This window comes from Ruminococcus sp. AF17-22AC (assembly GCF_003460065.1).
Lineage (GTDB): Bacteria > Bacillota > Clostridia > Lachnospirales > Lachnospiraceae > Blautia_A.
The window spans coordinates 77,655-103,072 of sequence record NZ_QRXT01000009.1 but is presented as its reverse complement, the minus strand read 5'-3'; the positions used below and the strand labels follow the sequence as shown (position 1 = coordinate 103,072).

21 protein-coding genes are annotated in these 25,418 nt (G+C 44.6%); 1 reads left to right on the top strand and 20 read right to left on the bottom strand.

Features of this window, described 5'->3' with window-relative positions; translation table 11 throughout:
* Nucleotides 1–475: 475 nt before the first annotated feature.
* The 11 genes from mfd to DWW86_RS12755 form a co-directional block, all read right to left on the bottom strand.
* Complete coding sequence (gene mfd / locus DWW86_RS12805) at nt 476–3,802, bottom strand: transcription-repair coupling factor (protein WP_117943569.1); 3,327 nt, start codon at nt 3,800–3,802, stop codon at nt 476–478.
* On the bottom strand, nt 3,799–4,377 hold the full coding sequence (gene pth, locus DWW86_RS12800; RefSeq protein ID WP_072522353.1) for an aminoacyl-tRNA hydrolase: 579 nt from the start codon (nt 4,375–4,377) through the stop codon (nt 3,799–3,801). Before pth ends, mfd begins: the two co-directional genes overlap by 4 nt.
* An 18-nt stretch (nt 4,378–4,395) precedes the next feature.
* Nucleotides 4,396–5,349 carry a TIGR03943 family putative permease subunit gene (locus DWW86_RS12795; RefSeq protein WP_117943567.1) on the bottom strand — a complete coding sequence of 318 codons (954 nt, stop codon included), beginning with the start codon at nt 5,347–5,349 and terminating at the stop codon, nt 4,396–4,398.
* Between the two features lie 21 nt (nt 5,350–5,370).
* Complete coding sequence (locus tag DWW86_RS12790) at nt 5,371–6,549, bottom strand: CobW family GTP-binding protein (protein ID WP_072522355.1); 1,179 nt, start codon at nt 6,547–6,549, stop codon at nt 5,371–5,373.
* A 144-nt stretch (nt 6,550–6,693) separates the two neighbouring features.
* On the bottom strand, nt 6,694–6,927 hold the full coding sequence (locus DWW86_RS12785) for a polya polymerase (protein ID WP_072522356.1): 234 nt from the start codon (nt 6,925–6,927) through the stop codon (nt 6,694–6,696).
* A gap of 155 nt (nt 6,928–7,082) precedes the next feature.
* Nucleotides 7,083–8,969, bottom strand: coding sequence for a 1,4-alpha-glucan branching protein GlgB (gene glgB, locus DWW86_RS12780; protein ID WP_117943565.1), 1,887 nt, complete (start codon nt 8,967–8,969; stop codon nt 7,083–7,085).
* A 254-nt stretch (nt 8,970–9,223) separates the two neighbouring features.
* Complete coding sequence (locus tag DWW86_RS12775) at nt 9,224–10,540, bottom strand: polysaccharide deacetylase family protein (protein ID WP_117943563.1); 1,317 nt, start codon at nt 10,538–10,540, stop codon at nt 9,224–9,226.
* 83 nt (nt 10,541–10,623) lie between these two features.
* The gene (gene nagA, locus DWW86_RS12770) at nt 10,624–11,724 is read right to left on the bottom strand and encodes an N-acetylglucosamine-6-phosphate deacetylase (RefSeq protein WP_117943561.1); all 1,101 of its coding nucleotides are present in this window, start codon (nt 11,722–11,724) and stop codon (nt 10,624–10,626) included.
* Nucleotides 11,721–13,019, bottom strand: a complete 1,299-nt coding sequence (gene tig, locus DWW86_RS12765) for a trigger factor (protein WP_286187720.1) — start codon at nt 13,017–13,019, stop codon at nt 11,721–11,723. Before tig ends, nagA begins: the two co-directional genes overlap by 4 nt.
* A gap of 27 nt (nt 13,020–13,046) precedes the next feature.
* Nucleotides 13,047–14,387 (bottom strand): polysaccharide deacetylase family protein, encoded by a 1,341-nt coding sequence (locus tag DWW86_RS12760; protein ID WP_072522360.1) that lies wholly within the window; start codon nt 14,385–14,387, stop codon nt 13,047–13,049.
* Between the two features lie 24 nt (nt 14,388–14,411).
* Nucleotides 14,412–15,902 carry a polysaccharide deacetylase family protein gene (locus DWW86_RS12755; RefSeq protein ID WP_181985356.1) on the bottom strand — a complete coding sequence of 497 codons (1,491 nt, stop codon included), beginning with the start codon at nt 15,900–15,902 and terminating at the stop codon, nt 14,412–14,414.
* A gap of 257 nt (nt 15,903–16,159) precedes the next feature.
* On the opposite strand from DWW86_RS12755, the gene DWW86_RS12750 reads away from it, so the two are divergent.
* Entirely contained in the window at nt 16,160–16,603 is a 444-nt protein-coding gene (locus DWW86_RS12750) for a hypothetical protein (RefSeq protein WP_015541590.1), read from the top strand.
* A 77-nt stretch (nt 16,604–16,680) separates the two neighbouring features.
* Here the strand turns inward: DWW86_RS12750 and DWW86_RS12745 are convergent, their stop codons facing one another.
* From DWW86_RS12745 to DWW86_RS12705, 9 genes are all read right to left on the bottom strand, one after another.
* Nucleotides 16,681–17,136, bottom strand: coding sequence for a YwiB family protein (locus tag DWW86_RS12745; protein WP_117943559.1), 456 nt, complete (start codon nt 17,134–17,136; stop codon nt 16,681–16,683).
* A gap of 9 nt (nt 17,137–17,145) precedes the next feature.
* Entirely contained in the window at nt 17,146–17,964 is an 819-nt protein-coding gene (gene murI, locus DWW86_RS12740; protein ID WP_072522363.1) for a glutamate racemase, read from the bottom strand.
* A gap of 68 nt (nt 17,965–18,032) precedes the next feature.
* Entirely contained in the window at nt 18,033–18,308 is a 276-nt protein-coding gene (locus DWW86_RS12735; protein ID WP_072522364.1) for a hypothetical protein, read from the bottom strand.
* 68 nt (nt 18,309–18,376) lie between these two features.
* Complete coding sequence (locus DWW86_RS12730) at nt 18,377–20,050, bottom strand: GerAB/ArcD/ProY family transporter (protein WP_117943557.1); 1,674 nt, start codon at nt 20,048–20,050, stop codon at nt 18,377–18,379.
* Nucleotides 20,031–21,575: a spore germination protein gene (locus DWW86_RS12725; protein ID WP_117943555.1), complete on the bottom strand. Its 1,545-nt coding sequence runs from the start codon at nt 21,573–21,575 to the stop codon at nt 20,031–20,033. Before DWW86_RS12725 ends, DWW86_RS12730 begins: the two co-directional genes overlap by 20 nt.
* A gap of 106 nt (nt 21,576–21,681) precedes the next feature.
* Nucleotides 21,682–22,377, bottom strand: coding sequence for a GntR family transcriptional regulator (locus DWW86_RS12720; RefSeq protein WP_072522367.1), 696 nt, complete (start codon nt 22,375–22,377; stop codon nt 21,682–21,684).
* Nucleotides 22,378–22,407: 30 nt separating this feature from the next.
* Nucleotides 22,408–23,277 carry a 4-(cytidine 5'-diphospho)-2-C-methyl-D-erythritol kinase gene (gene ispE / locus DWW86_RS12715; RefSeq protein ID WP_072522368.1) on the bottom strand — a complete coding sequence of 290 codons (870 nt, stop codon included), beginning with the start codon at nt 23,275–23,277 and terminating at the stop codon, nt 22,408–22,410.
* A 96-nt stretch (nt 23,278–23,373) separates the two neighbouring features.
* Nucleotides 23,374–24,930, bottom strand: coding sequence for a DUF3794 and LysM peptidoglycan-binding domain-containing protein (locus tag DWW86_RS12710; protein WP_117943552.1), 1,557 nt, complete (start codon nt 24,928–24,930; stop codon nt 23,374–23,376).
* A gap of 16 nt (nt 24,931–24,946) precedes the next feature.
* The gene (locus DWW86_RS12705) at nt 24,947–25,351 is read right to left on the bottom strand and encodes a protease complex subunit PrcB family protein (RefSeq protein ID WP_286187719.1); all 405 of its coding nucleotides are present in this window, start codon (nt 25,349–25,351) and stop codon (nt 24,947–24,949) included.
* Between the last annotated feature and the right edge of the window lie 67 nt (nt 25,352–25,418).

Here is a 25,418-nt window from a genome sequence, read left to right as displayed (position 1 = left end):
TCTCTACATCATAATCAGCTGCTTTTTCCTTAAGGATACACATCAGCTCAATATCTTTCAGTGCCTGCTCTACTGCCTGCTCGCCATAAGTCTTGCCTTTCTCTGCCTCTGTATCCCAGATAGAATAATCAGATCCGCCCATAAAGCTCTTGTACATGGCCTCTGCCTGCGCCTGACCCTCTCTGACAGAAAGGCTTAACATCCCAAGCGGAATCTCTGCACCATCTACAGTTGCAACTGTCTTTGTGCCATCTAATGCTTTTTCACCACAGCCTGTGAGCATTCCCGCTGCCATTACACCGGCAAGTGCTACAACTGCTGTTTTCTTTGTCATTGTTTTCATTTTATCCTCCATCACTGCATGAATTCATATAAATAAGAGTATAAACTTTTTTCCCCGACAGGGCAAGGAAAATCACAAAAACCAGCTATTTTCACTGATATTTCACAGTTTATACTCTTCATGCAGCCGGTTTTATTCTTCTACAAGCTGTTCAAGCTCTGTCAGCAGATCCGTAAGGGCTGTCAGCACATTTCCGCTTCCCTCCGGTGTAAATAAAATCTTCGGTTCCTGCTCGTTTTTGAACTGAAGACCGCGTCTGTATTTCTGCATCAATGCAGGGAATCCGACCGGATTCAGTTTTGCATTTTCATACAAAGTGATCTTCATATCTCTTCCGATCTGTTTGATTTCTGTCACATAACAGCGATGTGCAAGCGCTTTCAGCCGCGCAATGGAAAGCAGGTTCATTACTGCCTTTGGCATCTCGCCAAAACGGTCCAAAAGTTCTTCCAGCATATCGTCATAATCCTGCTGCGTCTCGATCCCGGCGATTCGTTTGTAAATATCCAGCTTCTGATATTCGTTGCTGATATAAGAATCCGGTATAAATGCATCCATGTTCAGATCGATCGTTGTCTCGAAATCCTCCATAGTATGAATACCTTTTGCCTCTTTGACCGCCTCGCTGAGCATCTTACAGTAAAGGTCATAACCGACCGCATTCATATGTCCATGCTGCTCTGCCCCTAGAAGATTTCCCGCTCCTCGAAGCTCCAGATCACGCATCGCAATCTTGAATCCACTTCCGAGATCCGTATATTCGCGAATCGCTGACAGACGCTTTTCTGCTGTTTCTTTCAGCATGGTATTTCTGCGGTACATCAGAAACGCATATGCCGTACGGTTTGAGCGTCCGATTCTTCCTCGCAGCTGATAAAGCTGTGAAAGTCCATATCTGTCTGAATCATGTATGATCATGGTGTTTACATTGGAAATATCCAGGCCTGTCTCAATGATCGTAGTCGAAACAAGCACATCGATATCTCCATTGATGAATGCAAACATGACAGCTTCAAGTTCACGCTCGCTCATCTGTCCGTGTGCAAAATCCACCCTCGCCTCCGGAAGAAGTTTCGCGATTCTGGCAGCCACATCTGCAATGTCATTGACACGGTTATAAACATAATATACCTGTCCGCCTCTTCGAAGCTCACGGTTAATCGCCTCACGGACGGTCTCTTCATCATACTCCATAACGTACGTCTGGATCGGCACACGGTCCATCGGCGGCTCCTCCAGGACACTCATATCACGAATACCGATCATACTCATATGAAGGGTTCGCGGAATCGGTGTTGCCGTCAGTGTCAGTACATCGATGTCTTTTTTCAGCTGCTTGATTTTTTCTTTGTGGGCCACGCCGAAACGCTGCTCCTCATCAATGATCAGAAGTCCTAAATTTTTGTATTCTACATCCTTTGAAAGTACACGGTGCGTACCTACGACAATATCTACCTGCCCTTTTTTGAGATCTTCGATGGTTTTTTTCTGCTGTGCAGGTGTACGGAAACGGCAGAGCAGGTCCACACGTACCGGAAACTCTTTCATTCGCTGAATAAAAGTATTATAAATCTGCTGTGCAAGAATCGTTGTAGGAACGAGATAAACTACCTGACGGCTCTCCTGCACCGCTTTAAATGCGGCACGAAGTGCAACCTCTGTCTTGCCGTAGCCGACATCCCCGCACACAAGACGATCCATGATTTTTGTGCTTTCCATGTCCCGCTTCGTATCTTCAATGGCGGAGAGCTGATCCTCTGTCTCCTCATACGGAAACATTTCTTCAAACTCCCGCTGCCAGACAGTGTCAGGGCCACAGACATAGCCTTCTTTTTCCTGACGTACCGCATAAAGTTCAACCAGCTCACGGGCAATGTTTCGGACTGCACCTTTGACCTTTGATTTGGTCTTTTTCCATTCCTGACCGCCGAGGCGGTTCAGTTTCGGGGGCTTCGCAGTCTCCGCCCCGGAATATTTCTGCAGTGCATCAAGCTGTGTTGCAAGAATATAGAGGTTGCTTCCGTTTCGGTATTCAATCTTAATATAATCCTTCGCGACTTTGTCGACAGCAACCTTTTCGATACCACGATAAATACCGAGTCCATGCTTTTCATGGACAACAAAATCGCCGATCGACAATTCAGAAAAGTCCTGAATACGCTTTCCGTTATATTCTTTTTTCTTTTTGCGCTTCTTCTGCTCTTTACCGAAAATATCCGTCTCTGTGATCACTGCAAATTTGACCATCGGGTATTCAAACCCTTTTCTCGCATGGCCATAAGCAACCATGATCTCGCCAGGTTCCAGAATGCGATCCGAATCTTTCCCGTAAAAAGCGCTTAAACCTTCGTCCTGCAGATCTTTTGCGAGACGTTCGGCACGGGTTCTTGATCCGGAAAGAAGCACGATCCGGTAGCCCTCTTTTTTGTACTGTTTCAGATCCTTTACCAGAAGCTCAAAGCTGCTCTGGTATGAATTCATGGATTTTACGGTCAGATTAAACTGTCCTGTGATCTTCCATCCGGATTTACGCGGATCAAGAAGGGAAAGCCCGATACAGTTACATCTGTTGAGCTTTTTGCACAGTTCTTCCCAGGAGCACATCCAGTTACCGGAAAGTGTCGTCTCGCCTTTTTCCTGACGGTTCCGGCAGCTCTGCTGAAATTCTTCTTCGACTGCCTTCGCATTTTCTTCCAGGTGATTTAATTCATCCAGAAAGAGTATCGAATCTCCGTCTTTGAAATAATCAATAAAAGTAACCCCGCCCTTTTCGATCGGCTGCTCTGCTGCCGGATAAATCATAATCTCATCCAGATTTTCCAGAGATCTCTGGCTCTGTGCGTCAAAGCTTCGGATGGAATCAATCTCATCTCCCCAGAGCTCGATTCGCCATGGATTTTCTTCAGTAAGAGAATAAATATCAATGATACCACCTCTTATTGAAAACTGTCCCGGCATCTCTACCTGTCCGACGCGCTCATATCCCATATGAACCAGTGCTGCTGTCAGTTTGTCCATATCAAGGCTGCTGTCATTACGGAAATGTATGAGCTGTTTTTCAATCTTTTCCAGCGGAAGCAGATAATCCATACAGCCATCAATACTGGTAACGACCGTAATCTCCTCCTGCCGTTCCAGAAGCGCACGGATAACCTGCATACGCTGACGTATCAGAAGGTTTCCGTGAATATCTGCCTGAAAGAAGAGCAGATCCTTTGCCGGATAATAATAAACACGCTTATCATAAAAGCGGTAATCCTCGTAAAGATCTTTTGCTGTCTTTTCATCTGCCGCAATTACCAGATGAGATGGAAAAAGCCCGGAAAGCCCATACATAAGATGAGCTTTCTGGGACTCTATACAACCACTGACTTCCAGAATTCCATGATTCTTTTTTGCCTGTTTTTCAATTTCTTCGATCTCTGCAAGACTTTGCAGAGGCTGCAAAAATGTTTTCATACATTCCCCGTTTTCTTGTTATATTCATTCATGGCTGCGTCCACGCTGTCCGTCAGAATCAGTTCAACTGCTTTGCACGCTCTCTCCTGCGCTTCTTCGACAAGGACACGGTCATCCTTATCAAATCTTCCCAGCACATAATCAGCCAGATCCCAGCCCTTTGGCTTCGCACCAACGCCAACTTTGATACGCACAAAGTTCTGTGTTCCGAGCTGCTGTATAATGTGTTTGATTCCATTATGACCGCCTGCACTGCCTTTTTTGCGGATACGGAGCTGTCCCGGATCAAGATCGATATCATCATAAATGACGATCATCTCTGTCTCCGGATTGATCTTGAAGTAGTTTGCCATCTCCCGGATCGGTCCGCCGCTTAAGTTCATATAAGAAAGCGGCTTCATCAGAATCACCGGCTGTCCGCCGATTCTTCCTTTTCCGTACATGGCATTAAATTTCACGCCAGCCTGCGGAACCTGATATTCTTCCACAAGCTTGTCTATTACATCAAATCCCATATTGTGGCGTGTCGCTTCATACTGCCTTCCGGGATTTCCCAAGCCTACGATCAGATACATTCTTATTTCCTCACTGTGTTAATTAAAGTAAACCATCTCATCTGCCAGCGGCTCACAGGGCTCCACGTATTCTGCATCCAGAACAATGCCCTCTTCGCCCTGATATTCGTTACGCTTCTCAATACCGACTTTTGCAGTGACTTCTACCCACTGTCCGGCTGTAAGCTTCGGTGCATAAGCACTCTTGCATACATAACCGAGAAAAGTCGTATCATCTGCACAGCAGGTCATTGCTGTACGCCCCGGAACAAAGAATTTACTTCCCATTCCGCGCGGTTTCATGACTCTTGCTTTGAATTTGACGGTTTTGCCATCGTAATTTTCCGGATGATCCATCGCATCGACAAACCAGATACCATAATCTTCAGGCAGGATCTCGATAACCGGTGCGTCCATATCAAATGGCATCTCATCCTGGAAAATATCGCCAAGCTCACCTTCTTCATCCTCAAAAATGACTTCGGCTCTCTGATTGGCAACTTTGATTCCACGACGGTAAGTCGGAAGCGGGTCTTCTTTCTTGCAGCGGTTAAAGATAACCATATCTGTATTTTTGATCATATCCATAAAAATGGATTTCATGTTTGCCATATACATCTGGAAAGTGCTGCCATCGACACATGTGATCTGCTGCTCGACGCCCCAGCCTTTCGGAAGCTGCATCTTTTCAAAATTGCTTACCAGCCACATGCCATTATATTCTATGATGACACGCTCTGGCTGATGAAGAATATCCATTGCGACAAGACGGTCTGTTGTAAAATCTTCTTCGTTTTCGATGACTTCCACAACTGTATTGTTTGCTTTCAGAATTGCCGGATCATATTCTTCTTCACCTTCTTCACAGAGGATCAGAAGTGTCTTTCCGTCTGTGTGAAAATAGTCCTGCTGGATCGTGAAGCTTAAGAACGATGTTTTACCGCTCTCCAGAAAACCGGTCATTAAATAAATCGGTACTGTAATTTCATTCATGAACTGTATTATCCTCCATCATTACAGGCCAAAAAGTTCAGCCAGTTTGTCCTCTTTCAGTTTGGATCCGATTACGCAGAGACGACCTGTGTATTCCGGTGCACCTTCACGGATCTCTGTTTCTTCCGGAACCATGTCAAAGTAGATCCATGTTCCGTCTTCTGCCGGAAGCATACCTTTTGCACGAAGGATGATACCGTACTCGTCTGATGCTGAAAGAGCTTCAAGCATTTTCTCAAGATTTTCTCTTGTAAATTTCCTGATCGTCTCACGGCCCCAGCTTGTAAACACCTCATCTGCATGATGATGGTGATGGTCATGATGATCATGTCCACAGCCACATTCATGGTCATGATCGTGATGATGATGCTCATGCTCTTCGTGATCGTGGTCATGTCCACATCCGCATTCATGGTCATGGTCGTGATGATGCTCATGTTCTTCGTGATCGTGGTCATGTCCACATCCGCATTCATGGTCATGGTCGTGATGATGCTCATGTTCTTCATGATCGTGATGGTGATGTTCGCCATGTTCATGTACATGTCCGCATTCCGGGCATACTTCCTCTTCTTCCATCAGTTCCTGCGCAAGGGATACCGGATGTTCCATAACATCAAGAAGTTTCTTTCCGTCCAGTTTTTCAATCGGTGTAGTGATGATTGCAGCTTTTGCATTGATCTCACGGAGAAGTTCCAGCGCAGCCTGTGCTTTTGCTTCATCTACGATATCAGTACGGCTCATAATGATTGCTCCGGCATATTCTACCTGATTATTAAAGAACTCACCAAAGTTTCTCATATACATTTTGCATTTCTTTGCATCAACAACAGTTGTGTAGCTGTTCAGTACAAGCCCTGTCTCTTCTTCAACACCCTGTACAGCCTTGATAACATCAGATAATTTGCCGACACCGGATGGCTCGATCAAGATTCGGTCCGGATGATATTTGCTGATTACTTCTTTCAGAGATGCACCAAAATCACCAACCAGTGAGCAGCAGATACATCCTGAATTCATTTCGCGAATCTGAATTCCTGCTTCTTTCAGGAAACCACCATCAATACCGATTTCACCGAATTCATTTTCAATCAGTACGACCTGCTCGCCCTGAAATGCGTCTTTCAGAAGCTTTTTAATCAGTGTTGTTTTACCGGCTCCAAGAAATCCGGAAATAATGTCAATTTTAGTTTTTTCCATGGTTGTATTTCCTCTCTTTCTGCCCGAAGACAAAGTAACTCTTGTTTATTTGTTTTATACCACTAACTCATAACGTAATTTAACCAGGAGGCATTTATACCCCCTGGTTATAATGTCCACAGAGACTCTTATTATTCATTAAGATCAGCCGTTGATCATGAAGCTGAGAAGTTTGTCGATATCTTCTTTCTCATATGCAACGATCTCAAGTTCCGGAATTTCTCCGCCGGAGAAGATGTTTGCAAGAGATACGTACTGGGAAAGTTTGGATTTGAGGTTCAGTCTGTCTCCTTCACCTGTTACCAGTTCTACTTTGCCTTTACAGCTATCTACTACTTCAAAAAATTTGTCAATGTCTTTAATATTTGATACTTTCATTTTTGTTTCTCCTTTCAAAATTTTATTATTTAAATTATATATTTCTTAGCTATCTCATACCTTTCGGTCGCGTTCAGTATAACCTATCTTCACAGAAAAAGCAATGGCTTTTACATACAATTAACCATTGATTTCAACCCCACTTTTGTACAGGATTAATAAGTAAATACTGCAACTCCATATCCCGGAAGCGAATAACCGAAGGAATATTCTCTGTGATCGCATTCCTGTTCTTCTGCTTTAAAAATCTTTGGTTTGTCGAGGAGTCCGTTTTCATCCATGATCAGCTTGTACTGTTTTTTCTTCGGAACACCTACACGATAGTCTGGTCTGTCGACCGGTGTGTAATTTACCACAAACAGAAGATTATTTCGCTTCGTCGGTGATTTTCTTATCAGGCTGAAAATGCTTCTGTATGCATCATCCGCATTGATCCATTCAAATCCTTCCGGATCATTGTCGGCTGCATACAGTGCCGGGTACTTCGTATACATATGAAGAAGTGTCTTCACAAAATTCTGAAGATCCTGATGCTTTTCTTCTTTGAGGAGATACCAGTCAAGTTCTCTCTCCTCACTCCATTCACGGAGCTGCCCGAACTCCTGTCCCATAAACAGAAGTTTCTTGCCCGGATGGAACAGCATAAACGCATATGCAGCTTTCAGATTACGGAACTTATCGTCCGGATATCCAGGCATTTTGTTAAGCATCGAACATTTCAGATGTACAACTTCATCATGAGAAATAACAAGTACATAATTTTCACTGTATGCATACGTCATGGAGAAGGTCATCTTGTTGTGATTGTCTTTACGGAAATACGGATCCAGCTTCATGTATTCAATGAAATCGTTCATCCATCCCATATTCCACTTCAGCGAGAAACCGAGTCCACCGTCCTCTGCCTTACCGGTAACCAGCGGCCATGCCGTTGATTCCTCTGCAATCATGACAGTACCATGATTCCTGCCAAGCACAACTGTATTCAGATGTTTGAAAAATTCGATTGCTTCGAGATTTTTGTTGTCACCATATTTATTGGCAACCCATTCCCCATCTTTCTTGCCGTAATCCAGATACAGCATGGATGCAACCGCATCGACACGCAGACCGTCTACGTGGCATTCCTCTATCCAGAAAAGTGCATTAGCGATCAGGAAGTTTTTGACCTCCGGCCGGCCGTAGTTGTAAATCTTCGTTCCCCAATCCGGGTGCTCTCCCTGTCTCGGGTCTTCATGTTCATAAACAGCCGTTCCGTCAAAGTTTGCAAGTCCGTGTGCATCCTTCGGGAAATGTGCCGGAACCCAGTCAAGAATAACACCTATCTTGTTGCGATGAAGATAATCGATCATATATTTGAAATCTTCTGCTGTTCCGTAGCGGGAAGTCGGTGCATAATAACCGGTTACCTGATAGCCCCAGGAGCCGTCAAACGGGTACTCTGCAATTCCCATAAGTTCGACATGGGTATAGCCCATTTTCTTTACATAAGCAGCCAGCTCATGTGCCAGTTCGCGATAATTGTAAAATCCCGGATCATCCTCATCCTTTGCTTCATGTTTCTTCCATGAACCGGGATGAACTTCATAAATTGCCATCGGACTCTTTTTCTCATTAAATTCCGGACGGTGTTTCATCCAGGTAGTATCTTTCCATTTATAACTGGAAATATCTGCAATTCTGGATGCTGTTCCCGGACGAAGCTCCGCTTCATTGCCATATGGATCGGCTTTGTAAATTTCCTCACCGTGATAACCGATAATATAAAACTTATAAAGGTCACCGATTTTTGCCTCAGGTATAAAAGTCTCATAGACTCCGATTGGTCCTGTCTTCTGCATCGGGTTCTTCTGAATATCCCATTCATTAAATTCACCCACTACAGAAACAGATCTGGCATTCGGTGCCCACACTGCAAAATAGACACCTTTTTTGCGTCCCCGCATCGTAGGATGCGCTCCGAGCTTTTTATAAATGTCGTAATGGGTTCCCTGTCCGAACAGATACTGATCCAGCTCTGTAAACTGCAACTTCTCTCCCATTCAAACGTACCTCCCTTAATTGTTAATTTGCTACTTTCTGATTCTTCATCGGCATTATGCACATGATTAACGCCGATCTTTCGTATTTTTATAGACACATTATACCAATCCATATAGTTCCCGTCAATTAAAACAACAAGAAGTCTGTAAGAAAAAAATTACAGAAAACGTAAAAAAAGAGAACTTGTCCGGCAGGAATGTATCTGTACTTCCCTGCCATTCATGTCCTCTTTTGTAAGCTGCTTTATTCCGTATTACTCCTCCGAATAATCGCCTTCATCATAACTTCCGTCATCGTAGGAGCTATCATCTGAATATCCGTCATCGGAACTTCCATCATCGTAGGAACCATCATCTGAAGATTCATCATCGGCAGAGCCATCGTCATAACCTCCATCCGATGTATCTGTGGTATTTCCGCTGTATCCTGCAACGATTCCCTTCTGCAGGGAGCTGTCCCAGAAATCAGAATAATTGGCACCCTGTAAGGTAACTCCCTTCGCTGCTGCCAGCTCGCTGACAGTCATCAGCTTATATCCTTTCTGCACAAGTTCCGGAATCATCTTGATTGCCGCCTGTACCGAAGGTTCATGAATATCATGCATCAGAATGATAGAACCATCTGTAAGGTCACCATTCATAACTGCATCATAGTCCTTGTTTACATCCAGATAACTCCAGTCCAGAGAATCCAGTGACCATGTAAAAAACGGTTTACCTACAGTAGAAATGATATCATCACTCCAGTTGCCATAAGGTGCACGTGCCACACTTGCTTTCTGTCCACAGGCTTTTTCCAGTGCTGCATCTGTATCGGAAAACTGTTTTGCCACAGAGTCCATACTCAGATCATAAAGATTCGGGTGATCCCAGGAATGGCTGCCGATCTCACAGCCGATATCCGCCATACGCTGTACTGTGGATTCCCAGCTTCCTACATTCTGTCCAAGCATAAAGAATGTCGCATGTGCATTGTTTTCTTCCAGACAGTCAAGAAGTTCATCAGTGTATTCTCCTGGACCATCATCAAAAGTAAATGCAATTCGTGTCTTATGCTGACTCGGATCATAAGTACCATCATCGTTGAAGTAATAATCATCAAATCCGACTTCCACCCATCCGGTCTTTATGTAACCGTTATCATCAAAGTAATATGTAGAACCATCGATTTCCTGCATACCGCCGGCGAAATATGTACCATCTGCATTCTGATACCATTTACCGTTTTCATCGTCATGCCATCCGGTTGTAAGCTGTGCCGCTTTCGTCAGATCGCTCTGCCCTTTGACCGGCTGGCGTATCGCCGCGTTTGTTTCTGTACTCGTATCTCCTGTATCTGTACTGTCCGAACTGCTGTCAGTAGTTGTGCTGTCTGTCTCTGCCTGTACCTGCTGTGGTTTCTCTGTATTTCCGCCACCGGCTCTGTTAATAACCGGAAGAATGATTCCGCGGATTACAAAAATCAGTACCAAAATGATTGCAACGACATATGCACCCTTTTTCATCATCTGCCGTCGTCTTATCTGCTGTTGCTTTTTGCGCATTCGTTCGCGCAATACCCTCTTATCCATTGACTCCACCTGCTGTATTTTCTATATCTTTATCTTTTCTTATTATCATAACGCATTTAATTCTGAAATACAATGACAGGTATTTAAATAACTCTCTTTAATTCAAGATTTTCACTTACAAGCAGTAAGTCCGCCTGCTTTCCGATTCGAATAGAACCAACACGGTCAAATATTCCAATACTTCTGGCAGGATTTGCGGTCGCCGCCATAATCGCCTGTTCCAGTGGAATTCCAAATTCTATTGCTTTACACATACATCCATAAAGATTCGTCGCAGAACCGGCTAGCGTACCATCTTTCAGAACTGCTTTTCGATCCTTAACAGTTACTTCCTGTCCGCCAAGCTCATATGTACCATTTTCCATCCCTGTCGCACGCATAGAATCACTGATGAGGATCACACGCTCCGGTCCGAACAGCCGAAATGCTGCGCGGATTGCAGACGGATGAATGTGATATCCGTCGCAGATCAACTCAACCATGCACTCCGGATCATCCATTGCCGCACCGATCAGTCCCGGTGCTCTGTGTCCAAAAGGCTGCATCGCATTGTAAAGATGCGTAACATGATGCGCACCAAGCTTCATTGCTCTTGATGCGCAATCATAATCTGCTGCTGTATGTCCCAGTGAAATGCAGACCTCTTCGTGCATTTCCTTTATAAATTCTTCTGCACCGTCCATATTCGGAGCCAGTGTAACAAGACGCACCAGGCCATCGACATCCTGATTCAGTTCTCTTACAAATGCCGCATCCGGTGCTGCGATCCATTCCTCTACATGTGCACCCTTTTTGGCAGGATCAAGAAACGGTCCCTCCATATTGATGCCGACAACTTTAGCTTCCTCTTCTGTCTGTGCGCCTTTGATTGAAGCAAAGATCTGGCGGAGCCGTTCTTTTGGAAATGTCATCGATGTCGGGCAGTAGGAAGTAATTCCGCAGCATTTTTCGTACTGCAGGATTTTCTTAAGTCCTTCCGGATTTCCATCGGAAAAATCCTCCCCCGCTGCACCGTGACTGTGGATATCCACAAGTCCCGGCAGTACCAGCAGACCTTCTGCATCTATGACTTTTTCGTCATCCTGATATTCGGCTTTGTCTACCAGACGATGATCGTTGATATAAAGTGCCTGTTCCAGAAAGCTTCCATCCTCCTGAAACACCTTTCCGCCTTTTATGATCATTCTTCAGCTACCTCGTCTGTAGCGTCCTCTGCGGCTGCATCTTCGGTATCCACATTATCTTCTGTATCATCGCCCGTATCAATATCCATGGATTCATCATATTCTTCCAGATCATAACCTTCGTCTACCGCATCCGCATCATCACCTGCTACTTCTGTGACATTTGCATTGTCAACGATAAAACGCTCTACACGCAGAAGAGCCAGTGATTCATTGACTTCCTGTTCGCCGTATGTCTCGATCATTTCATCAATGCTTGCAAATCCATATTCTTTAATCAGATCATCTTTTAACTTCTGAGTTTCTTCATCATCAATGCTGAGTCCTTCTGCATCCATGATTCCCTGCACGATCAGATTCTGTTCTACTTTGGACTCTGCATACTGCTGGCATTCTGACTCATAATCTTCCTCTGACATTCCCTGAGATTCCAGGAAATCAGCCATCTCCATACCGGCATCTTTCACATATTTTTCATTGAGTTCCTGATAGGATTTCTTTGCTGCATCAACATCTTCTTTCGGATAATCTTTGATTTCGGAAGCTGCCTGTACTTCATTCCATGCATCACTGTAAAGCTCATAATCTGCGGTCTGCACAGCTGTGTCTTCAAGCTGTGTCTTAACTGCTGCGCGGTATTCATCAACAGTCTTATATTCTGTATTCTCAGCTACCCATTCATCAGTCAGTTCTGCCGGACGGGTAAATTTCTGAAGTGTAACTTTAAATACAACTGCTTTGCCTGCTACGGATTCTTCATAATAATCGTCAGGGAAAGTCAGATCCAGTTCTTTTGTTTCACCGGATTTCATTCCGACAATGCCATCCTCAAATCCATCGATCATCTCACCGTCACCGACCACAAGCTCATAATCTTCTGCAGAACCACCGTCAAATTCTTTGCCGTCAATAGTTCCTGTAAAATTGATCGTTACAGTATCTCCATTTTCTACGGTGCCGTCTTTTACTTCACTACCATTATCTTCCAGATTATAATTGATCTCTGCCTGCACATCATCGTCTGTAACTGGCTGTGAAGTACGGGTAAGTTCCAGTCCCTTATATTCACCTATTGTCACATATTTGGAAACATCTTTGACGGAAACCAGTCTGTTTTCCCCGGAAGAATCTGTTTCTTTTGTGTCTGTATCGGTGCTGTCTTTCTCTGAATCTTCACTGTCCTTTGTATCGGTTGTTTCTGTGGTCGTTTTTTCTGTATCAGATGATTTGCCGCATGCGGCTGCTGAAACCGCCATACACATAATTAACATTGCAACTACTGCTTTTTTCTTCATAATAAAGCTCCCTTCATTTTAACATCTTTACATTTGAGGTACCGGTGTCGGTCTGGAAGAATCCCATACATCAGCCACATCAAAGAGGTCACTGAGCATTTCCGGATTGTAATACATACGATATCCATCGAGATTTCTTCTTCCCTGACGAAAATACTGGTCTGTGATCTGTACAAAATACTGGCTGGAATCTACATTACAGAAATAATCGTATCCTGCACTCTTATAGTACTGGAATTTCGGGTTATCTGAAGAATATCCCGACCAGTCACCGATATCGGCACCAAATGCAAAGATGATCATATCGGTATCTCCAAGGATCGGTGCAACATAGGATTTCCATTTCTGGTCATCCGTCTTAAGGTCTTCTGCGGAACGCTCCGTTGCATTCATATGTCCCCATGTGTGGCTTGCAAATTCCCATCCTTCTGCCTTCATGGCATCAGCAACTTTTGTCGCATCTGCCACATCCTGATCATAGTCAAAATCCGGATTGTCCTCCAGGAATTTCTTCTGATCATCCTGTAAGTTCTCACCGGTCTTGTAAGCAATATCGGTTCTGTATCCAAGCACTCCGTTGTATCCGGTCATAGCAAGGATTCCCTTGCGTCCATGATAAGAAAAATCCGGATGTTCTTTAATGAAAGTATCCAAAAGCGGTACAAGATCGTAATCACCGACTGATACACTTCCATCTGCTTCGACGTATTCGTTCTTTACCTCTCCATTCTCATCCAGCACCAGTTTCGATGCACAGCCATCACCATCCATGTAGTGATAATAGCTGACATCATCCTGTGAAAGAACAAATGGAATCTTGCCTTCCGGCACCATGATCTTGCCACGGCTCATCGTACCGTCATCATTCACTGTCGCCATATCATGTGGACTTACCAGAACATATCCCTTGTCATACATGATCTGAATAATTTTATTGAACTCACTGACTGTCGTCATTACCTGATTATAATTTCCTGATTTTGAATCACCGTCAAAAGCTCTGCCTGTATCATCAATCAGCGTATGAAAAAAAACATGTGTGATCTGCTCCAGTGGATATTCCACCAGTGTGGATTTGGCAACCTGACATTTTGCTGCAAGATCCATATAATCTTTATTTGTATCAAAATCATCCTGCTGTTTCAGAAGTTTGATTGCTTCATCATAATTGTACTGCTGGTACATCAGCGTTGCCTGATCCAGCACCGAACCCTCACTCTCTGAAGTATCATCTTTCTTATCTGAATCCTTTTTGGCTGCTGAAACAGTCTGCGTAAGTCTGTTTCCGATGTCTGTCGGGAAATAACCTCCGCCTGCCAGAACAGCGGCTGTCAGAACAGCTGTCAGTATCATTGCTCTTTTTTTCATCTCATTGTTCCCCTTTACTTATCATCAGCCCATTGGCGGCACCGGTGTCGGTCTGGCAGGATCAAACACACTCTTTGCATCAAAGAGATCCTCCAGAAGTTCCGGGTTATAATACATACGGTATCCGTCTAAATTTCTTCTTCCCTGACGGAAATACCGATCTCTGATCTGTACAAAATATTTGCTCGAATCTACATTGCAATAATAATTGTATCCCATGCTCTTCAGATATTCAAACTTATCTCCGGAATAATCTTCTGCATCTGTAAGATCCGTTCCAAACGCAAAAATAATGATATCCGTTCCACCAATCAGCGGATCCACGTTATCCTTAAATTTCTGCGTATCTGCCTGCAAAGTCTCCAGTGAAATCTGTCCGATATTCTGATGACCCCATGTATGACTTGCAAACAACCAGCCTTCTTCTTTCATGGCATCGGCAACTTTTTTGGCACCTTCCCGTTCTTTCTCAAGGCTGAAATCCGGGTGACTGTCAAGCCAGTCAACCTTGTTCTGATCAAGGTCATCGGGTCTTGTTTCATAGCTCTGATCCGTACGGTAACCAAGGATGCCATTGTATCCGGTGAGCGCTACAATACCCTTTGCTCCTCTGTAGGAAAAATCCGGATGCTTCTCAACGAAACGGTCGATCAATGGAACCATGTCATAGTCACCAACTGAAATGCTTCCGTCGTCTTCTACATATTCGTTACGCACTTTACCTTCATCATCCACAACGAGCTTTGTTGCAAATCCGTCTCCATCCATATAATGATAATAGCAGACATCATCCTGCGACAGTACAAATGGAATCTTGCCCGGCGGAAGAAGAATCTCTCCCGGTGTCATTGTACCGTCATCGTTCGCCTTAGCCATATCGTAAATACTGACCATGACATAACCCTTTTCATACATGGTCTCCGTGATCTTGTTGAATTCATCGATTGTTGTCATGACCTGATTGTAATCCGCTTCTTTATAATCACCGTCAAAAGCTTTAGACGTATCTTTGATCAGTGTATGATAAAACACATGCGTCACTTCCTCCAACGGCCATGAAGTACAGGAATCTCTGTCTGATTCGTATTCTTTTACCGCATTCTGCATGTCGGTATTGCTCTCGTAATCCGACTGTTTCTTAAGAAGATCGATCGCACTCTGATAATCATACTGCGCGGCCAGAAGCTTCGCCTGCTCCATTGCACTTGGTCCCTGCTGCTCCGCCGGGACTTCCTGTGAATCTTCTTTCTTCTGTGTTTCTTTCGTGGAAGATGCTGACTGTGTACTGCTGTGACGGATAAAACCAGCAATACCATTCACGGCCCCTGCTACTACCACGAGTGTAATAATACCTGTCGCCCCAAGGATCATAATCTTTTTCCTGCGTTCCCTCTTCTGGCGTCTCAGTCTGCGCTGACGGCGTCTCTCCCTCAGCTCACGGTCTATATCATCAGTCATATCCGTATATCCGCCCTCTCGGTCTGTATCTATATTTTTGTTCTCTGTCTCTTTCATACTAACTCCCTGTATGGTTTATTCTGTAATTCCTAGTATACCCGTAAATCGGTGTATTTTATTACAGCCTGCTGATTTTTACATGTTCCACATATAAGAAATATGTTTTCATTATACCTGTTTGCCCGCTGTATTTCCATATCTTTTCCTGTTCTTCATGGAATTTTCCTGAATTTGTTTGCCTTTTGTAATAAATGATGTTAGAATATATTTCGCATGACATTAGTTTGTAAATTTACATATTGAGGAGGGTATTTATGAGTACACTTACCATCGTCCTTCTTGTAATCCTGATCATCCTGATCGGTGCTCTGATTGCTCTTTATTTCTTTGGAAAGAAAGCTCAGAAGAAACAAGAAGAACAGCAGGCTCAGATTGAAGCAGCAAAACAGACCGTATCTATGCTGATTATCGATAAGAAACGGCTTCCATTAAAAGAATCCGGTCTTCCGCAAATGGTGATCGATCAGGCTCCGAAGCTTATGCGCCGTTCCAAACTTCCGATTGTTAAAGCAAAAGTCGGACCGAAGATCTCCGTACTGATCGCAGACGAAAAAGTCTTTGATCTGATTCCGGTTAAGAAAGAAGTCAAAGCAGAAGTCAGTGGTTTATACATCGTTGGTGTAAAAGGAATCCGTGGTTCCCTTGAGACTCCGGCTCCTAAGAAAAAAGGCTTCTTCGCCAGATTACGTAATAAATAATTTCATACGGATCATAAAGCAAACACCCGAAGGTTCATCCCTCCGGGTGTTCGTTTTTGTAATTACATATCTGTTCTTCAATTTTCATAAAAAGAAAAATCTCCGAGATCTTTTGACTGTGCCTGAACCGTCAGGTAACAGTCTGCCACATGTTCTTCATTCATATCCAGTGCATAATCCACTTTCATTTGAATGCGGTCTTCGTCCTCCATGATTTCAAGACCTGTTGCGGCAATTCCCATCTGAAGTGTTCCAAACGGTGTCGAATAAAGAGTCATATTTTTTTTGCCCTGTTCAAACACCATATGTACATTTACCTGCCCCTGCTTACGTACTTCCACACCCTGTGGAGACAGCTTAATGTAATTGACTGTCGGCTGTGCCGTATCATCCATCATTTCTTCATACCGAAGATAATGGCTTCCGTTTCGATAATAATACTGTCCGGGAACAACGATTTCAAGCGGTTCCTGCTCATCCTCCGTATCCATCATCTGAAGTCCCCGTACACGAATAAGTACATCTTTTTTCATTTGTTTCTCCTAATACTTCTCAATGTCGATTTTGCGTGTCATGGTTACATCATAAGGCAGAATGGAATTGGCAAATTCCTTGAATTCATCTGCAAGGTCACTGACATAAAAGCGGTATGGAAACTCTGCCTGCTGTTCTCCGCTACTCAGAAGATCCATTTTCGTCAGAAGGCTCTTTAATTCCAGTGCCGTCTCATACGCCGGATTGACCAGACGGACTTTCTCACCCATCACTTCCTGAATCGTTGAACGGATCAACGGATAATGCGTACATCCGAGAATCAGAGTGTCTACCTGCTCATCTTTCAGCTCCTGCAGGTAACGGGATGCAACCTCGACCGTAACCGGATCATGCAACCATCCTTCTTCTACCAGCGGTACAAAAAGCGGACATGCTTTACCGATCACCGTAATCTCCGGATCCAGCCGTTTCAGATAAGATTCATGAATGCCACTTCCCACCGTACCTACAGTACCGATCACACCAACTCTTTTATTGTTTGTCTCTTCTGCTGCCACACGGGCACCTGCCTCGATCACACCGATCACCGGTATATCAAGCTTATCCTGTACTGCTTCCAGTGCAAACGCACTTGCAGTATTACAGGCGATCACGATCGCCTTGACATTCTGTTCTCTCAGAAAATGCACGATCTGACTGGAATAGCGAATGACGGTATCTTTTGATTTGCTTCCATATGGAACCCTTGCAGTATCTCCAAAATATACGATTTTTTCTGAAGGAAGATTTCGCATGATCTCACGTGCTACGGTCAGCCCGCCCACACCGGAATCAAACACACCGACAGGCGCATTCTTATCTATCATATATGTATCTCCATTTCTTAAATAATGTAGTCCGGAAAGCCCTGCGACTATCCGGACTATTTATCATCTTACCACCTCTCAAGGGCTTTCGCAAGCCAGAAGGAAATCTTTGGCTTCTGATCTGTCTGTGAAAAGCAAAACTGTGGGTACAGGCTTCCCCACCATGCCATCACCCCGGGTGTATGCGACCCCGGAACGCTGCCTCCAAGAAGCGCAAGCGCAAGCATCCCGGCAAGAATTGAAGCTTGTACCCTGTGTTTTCTGTTTCCGAGAATGTCTCTTATTCTTGCCGCCTCTGTTTTCCATATATCTATTTTTCCGTTCTGCCGCAGCCACTCTTTCATATCAAATGCCTCCTGTACATACATAATTTCTGATTACTCTGTCAGAAGTATTGACCATTTTCGGTATTTTATTCCAGAAACACTTCCAGTTCTCCGTCAACAAGCGTAATTTGCGGAAGAGAAAGCAATGCTCCATCCTGATACCACTGATGATACACCTGCCGCAATGTCACTCCTTCTTTTTGCTGTGCCGGAACCCGGTTTTCAAGAAGCCCTGTCAGATAATCCCCGATGGAAGCACCGCCACTGTCCCATTTCAACACAGCCTCCGGATCTTCAGTTCTGAAAAGATAAATATTCTCTCCCGCCAGCGGTTCCATTTTCAGGTAGTTCAAAAAAGCCTCCCACCTGCCGCTTTCCATCAGCTCATTTCCCATGATAATGACCTCGAGATGTCCGATATCAAGATATCGGTTCTGGCTTCTGTCATAAAGCTTCTGAATTGCCTCAAAATCGTTTCCTTTCAATGTCAGTACTGAATGATCTGTATTTTCTTCCTCTTTTCCCTGACCGGTCGCCTCCGGCAGATCCGGCATTCCGTATGAAATGACGAAATCATCTCCTGAAACATCAATGCCAAGCGCCAGCGGATACATTCGTTTTTCCGGCTCAATTCCCGCGCAGCCGACACAGGTCATTGCAAGTATCAGGAAAATACAGCCAGTCACTGCTGCTTTTTTTATCTGTTTCTGTCTGCCGCGCAAGAACAGATACAGCAATATGACAAGAAGTCCAGGCACAAAAATTCGCGCCAGATATTTTTCAAACAGATCTGCGACTGTCATACCGTCTGCCTCAAAAATCGACACCACATATACTGCCACCGGAAGCCAGAATTTTCCTGTCCCGATATGCGCTGATGTCAGTATCCGTTCTCCATAATAAAAAACACTGCCGACTGCAAACAGCAGACTATACAATAGAAAGCCCATCCACAGCACGTCAAACCTCGCCAGAACATTTCCCGGCAGATCTGCCCCTGCCAGCAGAGAAAGAACCGGCCATGTTTCAGACTGCACTCTCCGCCATCCCAGCACAGCCGGAAGCAGCAACAGTACACAGATCATAACCCCGCTGACTGTCAGAATTCCCCATATCACAGTCTTTCCTGCGCTGCCCCTCTTTTCAACATCTTTCATCACAAACGGAAGCAGACTGATTCCCGAGAAAAAGCACAGATAACGGTATGCCGACCGGATACTTGTTTCTATAGAAAAAGATTCCTCCTGAAACAGTTCCGTGATATATTCTGTCTTTCCCTGTCCCGCACACAGTACCAGCAAAAGCAGGATAGCCCCAAGAAAAATTCCTCCTGTAACTTCTGCCATCCTGCCTCTTTTCTGCATTCCTTTTTCCATCCCATAGGCACAGACAAGTACTGCAAATAACAGCAGCCATTTCTCAGAGATACCAAAGATCAGCCACACAGGAATGATCCTGCCGATCAGGTTCAGAAGATACGCTCCCGCCATCACAAGATAGATAAGAAAAAATCCCCCGAAGATTACCGCCCCAGCTTTTCCGAAGGATCGGATCATATCTGCATATCCATAGGTGCTTCGCAGATAAAAGAAAGAATACAACAGAAGAAAAATTACTGCCAGAATAATTCCCATCACACCGGACAGCCCCAAAAGTCCACCTTTTCCATTCAGGCAGAGCAGAAAAGGAGCCAGAAATGTCAGCAGAATCTGACGGTATAACTGTCGGTGTGAAATTCGATTATTTTCTGCGTATTTCATTTTCCGCCTCCTTGCCTGCCGCTTTCGTCTGCGCTTTACGTTTCAGCCTCAGACTCTGGTCACTTTTTGCATATACCGGACGATACTGCCTTTTCTTAAACGGAATGCGCCAGATGCCGTCCCCTACCCGGCTTACCGGATGTTTTCTGACAAAGGGAACAAGATACGGCACACCAAAACTCAAAAGTCCGGACAGATGTGAGATCATCAGGTACAATCCCAGTACGATACCATAGATTCCAAGATAACCACCCAGAAACAAAAATCCATATTTCATAAGCCGGAATGCCGATGCAAATTCCTCATCCGGAATCACCATGGAGCCTAATGCTGTCAGCGCTACGATCATCACGACAATGGGGCTTACAAGATTTGCACTCACTGCCGCATCTCCGATGATCAGACCTCCCACGATTCCGATTGCATTTCCAAGTGCGCCTGGTACACGTACCCCGGCTTCTCTGATCAATTCAAAAGCAAGCTCCAGCAGCATCAGTTCCGTCACACTTGTAAAAGGCACCCCTTCCCGCGCCTCTGCAAAGGAAAGAAGCAGATTCGCCGGAAGGATCTGAGTATGAAAACGAATCACCGCCAGATAAAGTCCCGGCAGAAGCATTGCAGTCAGAAGTGCCAGATAGCGCAGAATCCTTAAGAAGGATGCCGTCTCGAAATGATGATACCAGTCCTCGCTGCTTTCCATAAATCCGCTGAATGAACCGGGCAAAATCAGCGCAGACGGAGAATTGTCACAGAGCAGCACAACCTTTCCGTTCAGAAGTTCCAGTGCTGCACGGTCCGGCCGCTCCGTAACCTGATACTGAGGAAATGGAGAATACCACGGTTCTTCCGTAAGCTGTTCAAGCATGCCGCTGTCAAGGACACCATCTATCTCATATTCTTCGATACGCTCCTTTATCTGCTCCAGAAGTTCCTCGTGCACCAGATCGTTTATATACAGAATCTGCAGCACCGTATTGGAGCGCACACCCATCTGATATTCTTCTACTTTCATTCTGGTATCACGAAGTCTTTTTCGCACAAGCGCGGAATTTGTTTTTACCGAATCTGAAAATCCCTCTTTGGAACCACGGAGCACTTTTTCCGACTCAGCTTCCGATACCCCCATATTCGGATATCCCCTGCTCGAAATTTTCATTGCTCTGTCATAACCGTCAATGAAAAAAACTGCATTTCCGGAAAGAATTGCACCAAAAACTTCGTTCATATCATTCAATTTCTGTACATCGGCAATTCCGAGACTGTTATTCTGCATAAATTCCGGGATTTTTTCCGGTGGAACCTCCCAGAAATAATTGATCATCTTTCCAATGGCTGAATCATCCAGCATCATATTGGAAACTGCCACTTCTATATAGACCATCAGGCAGTCTGCTTTACGTTCTTCTCCGAGACGCATCGGGCGAATCAGAATGTCCGCACAGTTTTCACAGCGTTCTTGTATATAACGTTCATTCTCACGAATATCTGCCGAAATTTTTTTCACGTTTTCTTTTACATCTGTCATGGTTTCCTCCACCGATCAGCGGCCACTCCGCCGATGCCTCCCTGATCTGCAAAAAAAGAGAGACACATCACATGCATCTCTCTTAGAATAACCATATTTTATTTTTTTATTTACGTATCTGGCGATTCTGTGTTTCCTCGCGGATCGAGCGGATGATCGCCTCTCTCTGATTCTCAATATGCTGATAAGAAATTTCCTGCGCTCTCTTTACATCACGGTTCTTGATTGCCGCATAAATCTCTTTATGCTCTTTGACCAGAAGATTTCTCGTCTCCTCATCTTTCAGATATTCCACACGGTATCTGTAGATCTGTTCACGCAGATTGTTCAGCACCTGATTCAGTCTGCGGTTATCAGAAGATTTGTAAATCACTTCATGAAAAGCCACGTCAGCTTCTGCAAGTTTTACGAGATTGCCTTCTGCCATCGTCGCCTCAAAATTCTTTGCCGCATTCCAGAGCTCTTCAAGCTGCTCTTCGGTCATCCGCGTGCACGCATTTTCAATGGAAAGATTTTCCAGTGCAATACGCACTTCCAGTACATCGTTCAGATCCTTCTCCGTGATATTGGCAACCTGTGCACCTCTCCGGGGAATCATCACGACAAGTCCTTCCAGTTCCAGCTTACGCATCGCCTCACGTACCGGAGTCCTGCTGACACCGAGGCGCTCTGCAAGCGCGATTTCCATCAGTCTTTCTCCCGGCTTGAGTTCGCCTTTCAAAATTGCCTTACGGAGTGTGTTAAATACAACATCCCGAAGCGGCAGATATTCGTTCATATCTACAGAAAAATCATTCATCATAGGTATCACCTTTCCTGCACACATCCTGATCTATGCACGATCTTTTCGGTTGTAAATCTGTGTTGCAAATACTGTTTTTGCCAGATGGCTCTGTTTCAGGACTTCTGCTGCCTCACGCATCTTCGCTCTGTCATCAAAAATTCCGAATACGGTCGGTCCGCTTCCGCTCATCATTGCTTTCAGTGCGCCGTTTGCTTCCATGAGATCTTTGATCTCCTGAATTACCGGATACTGGCGGATGATTCCCGGCTCAAAGACATTTTCCATCTTAGATGTCAGGCTGTAAATATCCTGATTCTCAATATCCAGAAGCATTCCATCGATGTCCGGATGTTTCTGAATGCTGTTCAGATTCAAATTCTCATATGCCAGCTTCGTCGAAACATTGATTCCCGGTTTGCCGACAAGTACATAACAGCGCGGAAGTCCCGGAAGACTTGTAAGTTTTTCTCCTATTCCTTCTGCAAGTGCAGTTCCTCTCATTACACAATAAGGAACATCTGCGCCCACCTGTACGGCACGCTTCATCAACTCTTCCTCGCTGAGTCCCAGACGGAACAGACGGTTCACTCCGACAAAAGCTGCTGCCGCATCCGAACTGCCACCCGCCATACCAGCTGCAACCGGAATGGATTTTGTCAGTTTCATGGAAAGACCTTCTCCTACCTCAAACTCATCCATAAGAAGTTTGGCTGCCTTATATACCAGATTTCTTTCATCAGAAGGAACATAAGGAAGATTTGTAGACAATATAATTCCCGGTTCTGATTTCTTACGGATATCCAAAAGGTCATACATCTGGATCGTCTGCATGATCATCCGTACTTCGTGATATCCGTCCTCACGCTTGCGGAGTACATCGAGTCCAAGATTGATTTTTGCCATAGCTCGTAAACGCATAAACACACCTCTGTCCTTTGTATTTTTCGTTCTTTTTGTACTTTGTATACAATCTATGTATCTTATTTTATCTGATTTTTTTGTTAATTTCAAGTATCATTCTTCGACTTTTTTTACCAGAAGAAGCGGCGTTCCTGAGGAAATTTCTTCATTTTCCAACGCATTCATACTGCTGATTTCTTCCGTAGTCGTATAAAAGCGTTTTGCAATATCCCAGAGCGTATCTTCCGGCTGAACGATATACACGGTAATTCCAGGCATGCTGCGGATTTTTTCCTGATCAAGTGGATGTTCTTCCATCTTATCAAGAATAAATTCTTCACTGCACTGTATCACCAGCACATTGACACCGAGCATTGCACGGATCTCAAGCTCATTGCTGTCTGCCATGGTCGTTGACAACTGTTCCAGTTCGGTATGCAGATAATAGACACTGTCCTTTGAGATTCCCTTCGCCTCCACGGTATGACTGAATGGAATAACAGTCTCGGCAGAATAAAACGGCATATCATCATTACCTACAATATACAGGACTTTCAGCCGCAGAATCCCGTCCACCTGAATCCCGTCACTGACGATCTGGGTTTTGTCAACTTTGACTTCTCCCTGACTGTGGCAGATCTGCAGAATTTTCCCCTGTGTTTCACGAATCGTCACACGATCCGACAGACGGCATCGTGAGAAATTCCGGATCAACAGGCTTTCCAGCATTTCCGTTCTGCCTTTTGGCTGATACTGACGAAACGGAGTGTACGCATCCATGATCACATCATGCTCTTCCTCCCGGTAAAGCTTCATATCCAGTTCCAGAACAACATCTGCCTGCAGTTTACGCTCTTCTCCGTCGGCATCCGGTTTGACTTCCAGAGACTGGCTGATCACTGACGCTTCCAGATTTGGAATCATCTCCGAAGTACAGCCGGTGCATTCCACTTCCCCGTTAAACGGAATCGTGTGTTCCAGCCACTGCAGAGAACTTCCTTCATCCCCGCCCGTATAAAGAACAAAAATAAACAGTTCTCCTTTTGCCTTTACTTTTTGTTCTTCCGGCCGCAGATCCAGTCCACGCACTTCGATGGTATACCACAGAAGTTCCGCAATATCCGGTTTGTTTGAAACCAGCTCAATTTCTTCTTTCAGCCGCAGGGTATCTTTTTTATGTACTGCAAGACTGAGAAGACGCATCTGTTTTTTCTTAACAGAGATATTTTCATCATCCGCCACTACCGGCAGACGGATTCCCGTCAATTCATCCACCGAAGCATAAAGCGTGATCACAGCACGGATGTTCAACTTCCGTGAATGAATGATATGGATACTCAGATCTTCAATCTCCCACTTCAGACAGAGCTTATCACCATTTGCGATTCCGTCAAGATTCAGAGTCTCCTCAACAGGCAGGCATGCTGAAAGGCTGTAAACTCTCCCGTCTTCCTCTCCCACATACAAAACATCCGCCTGCAGTTTCCCTTTGACAAAAGCATGCCCGTCATTCAGGCGCACTTCTTCTACCGTCACATCACCTTTATTCTGTATCATGCGTCCAATGTCCGGTTTCACATCCGGTACATTATAATCCATGTCCAGCGTTACCTGACTGGTTGCCCTGCTCTTTGTTCGAAGTACCTGAATATCCTCTTTCCTGAATTCCACTTTTTGTCCTCCAATCTCACCGAAACTGAACCGGGACATCCCGGTACTCTGTTTTCACAACGATATATGGATAAGAAGGTTCACCGCCCTGCACTTCCTCCGTAGGGCCGATCAGTTTTGTTTCAAAAAAAACAGCGTTCACAGATGCCGACAGATCTGTCACCTGAATGCTGTATCCTCCACTCATCTGCCTTCCGTATCCCTTTATCAGATAAAGGTCTTCGTCCTTCTGGTATGCCATCTGGAATTCTTTTTCCTTTTTTTCTTCAATCAGCTTTGCGGCTTGCTCAGGAATCTGTGAATGATCCACGACCGTATATTTAAGCGAAATTCTCTCACCCTCTTCAATCCGTACCAGTTTACATCCGCCAAGCATAAGTAAAAGCATCAAAAGCGACAGAAATGCGGCAGTTTTTTTCATAAACAGCTTTCCATTTCCCGGCATCTCATTTCTTCAGTATGTATTCTATGCAGGGGACAAAAGATTT

Bases quoted from the DNA above. Each gene is read 5' to 3' on its own strand.
- DWW86_RS12750 (WP_015541590.1), top strand. From the start codon at position 16,160: ATGAGTACACTTACCATCGTCCTTCTTGTAATCCTGATCATCCTGATC.
- DWW86_RS12755 (WP_181985356.1), bottom strand. From the start codon at position 15,902: ATGAAAGAGACAGAGAACAAAAATATAGATACAGACCGAGAGGGCGGA.
- DWW86_RS12745 (WP_117943559.1), bottom strand. From the start codon at position 17,136: ATGAAAAAAGATGTACTTATTCGTGTACGGGGACTTCAGATGATGGAT.
- DWW86_RS12730 (WP_117943557.1), bottom strand. From the start codon at position 20,050: ATGAAATACGCAGAAAATAATCGAATTTCACACCGACAGTTATACCGT.
- DWW86_RS12795 (WP_117943567.1), bottom strand. From the start codon at position 5,349: ATGAATGAAATTACAGTACCGATTTATTTAATGACCGGTTTTCTGGAG.
- ispE (WP_072522368.1), bottom strand. From the start codon at position 23,277: ATGCGTTTACGAGCTATGGCAAAAATCAATCTTGGACTCGATGTACTC.
- DWW86_RS12775 (WP_117943563.1), bottom strand. From the start codon at position 10,540: ATGGATAAGAGGGTATTGCGCGAACGAATGCGCAAAAAGCAACAGCAG.
- murI (WP_072522363.1), bottom strand. From the start codon at position 17,964: ATGATAGATAAGAATGCGCCTGTCGGTGTGTTTGATTCCGGTGTGGGC.
- DWW86_RS12725 (WP_117943555.1), bottom strand. From the start codon at position 21,575: ATGACAGATGTAAAAGAAAACGTGAAAAAAATTTCGGCAGATATTCGT.
- pth (WP_072522353.1), bottom strand. From the start codon at position 4,377: ATGTATCTGATCGTAGGCTTGGGAAATCCCGGAAGGCAGTATGAAGCG.
- DWW86_RS12705 (WP_286187719.1), bottom strand. From the start codon at position 25,351: ATGAAAAAAACTGCCGCATTTCTGTCGCTTTTGATGCTTTTACTTATG.
- glgB (WP_117943565.1), bottom strand. From the start codon at position 8,969: ATGGGAGAGAAGTTGCAGTTTACAGAGCTGGATCAGTATCTGTTCGGA.
- DWW86_RS12785 (WP_072522356.1), bottom strand. From the start codon at position 6,927: ATGAAAGTATCAAATATTAAAGACATTGACAAATTTTTTGAAGTAGTA.
- nagA (WP_117943561.1), bottom strand. From the start codon at position 11,724: ATGATCATAAAAGGCGGAAAGGTGTTTCAGGAGGATGGAAGCTTTCTG.
- DWW86_RS12790 (WP_072522355.1), bottom strand. From the start codon at position 6,549: ATGGAAAAAACTAAAATTGACATTATTTCCGGATTTCTTGGAGCCGGT.
- tig (WP_286187720.1), bottom strand. From the start codon at position 13,019: ATGAAGAAAAAAGCAGTAGTTGCAATGTTAATTATGTGTATGGCGGTT.
- DWW86_RS12735 (WP_072522364.1), bottom strand. From the start codon at position 18,308: ATGAAAGAGTGGCTGCGGCAGAACGGAAAAATAGATATATGGAAAACA.
- DWW86_RS12720 (WP_072522367.1), bottom strand. From the start codon at position 22,377: ATGATGAATGATTTTTCTGTAGATATGAACGAATATCTGCCGCTTCGG.
- DWW86_RS12760 (WP_072522360.1), bottom strand. From the start codon at position 14,387: ATGAAAAAAAGAGCAATGATACTGACAGCTGTTCTGACAGCCGCTGTT.
- mfd (WP_117943569.1), bottom strand. From the start codon at position 3,802: ATGAAAACATTTTTGCAGCCTCTGCAAAGTCTTGCAGAGATCGAAGAA.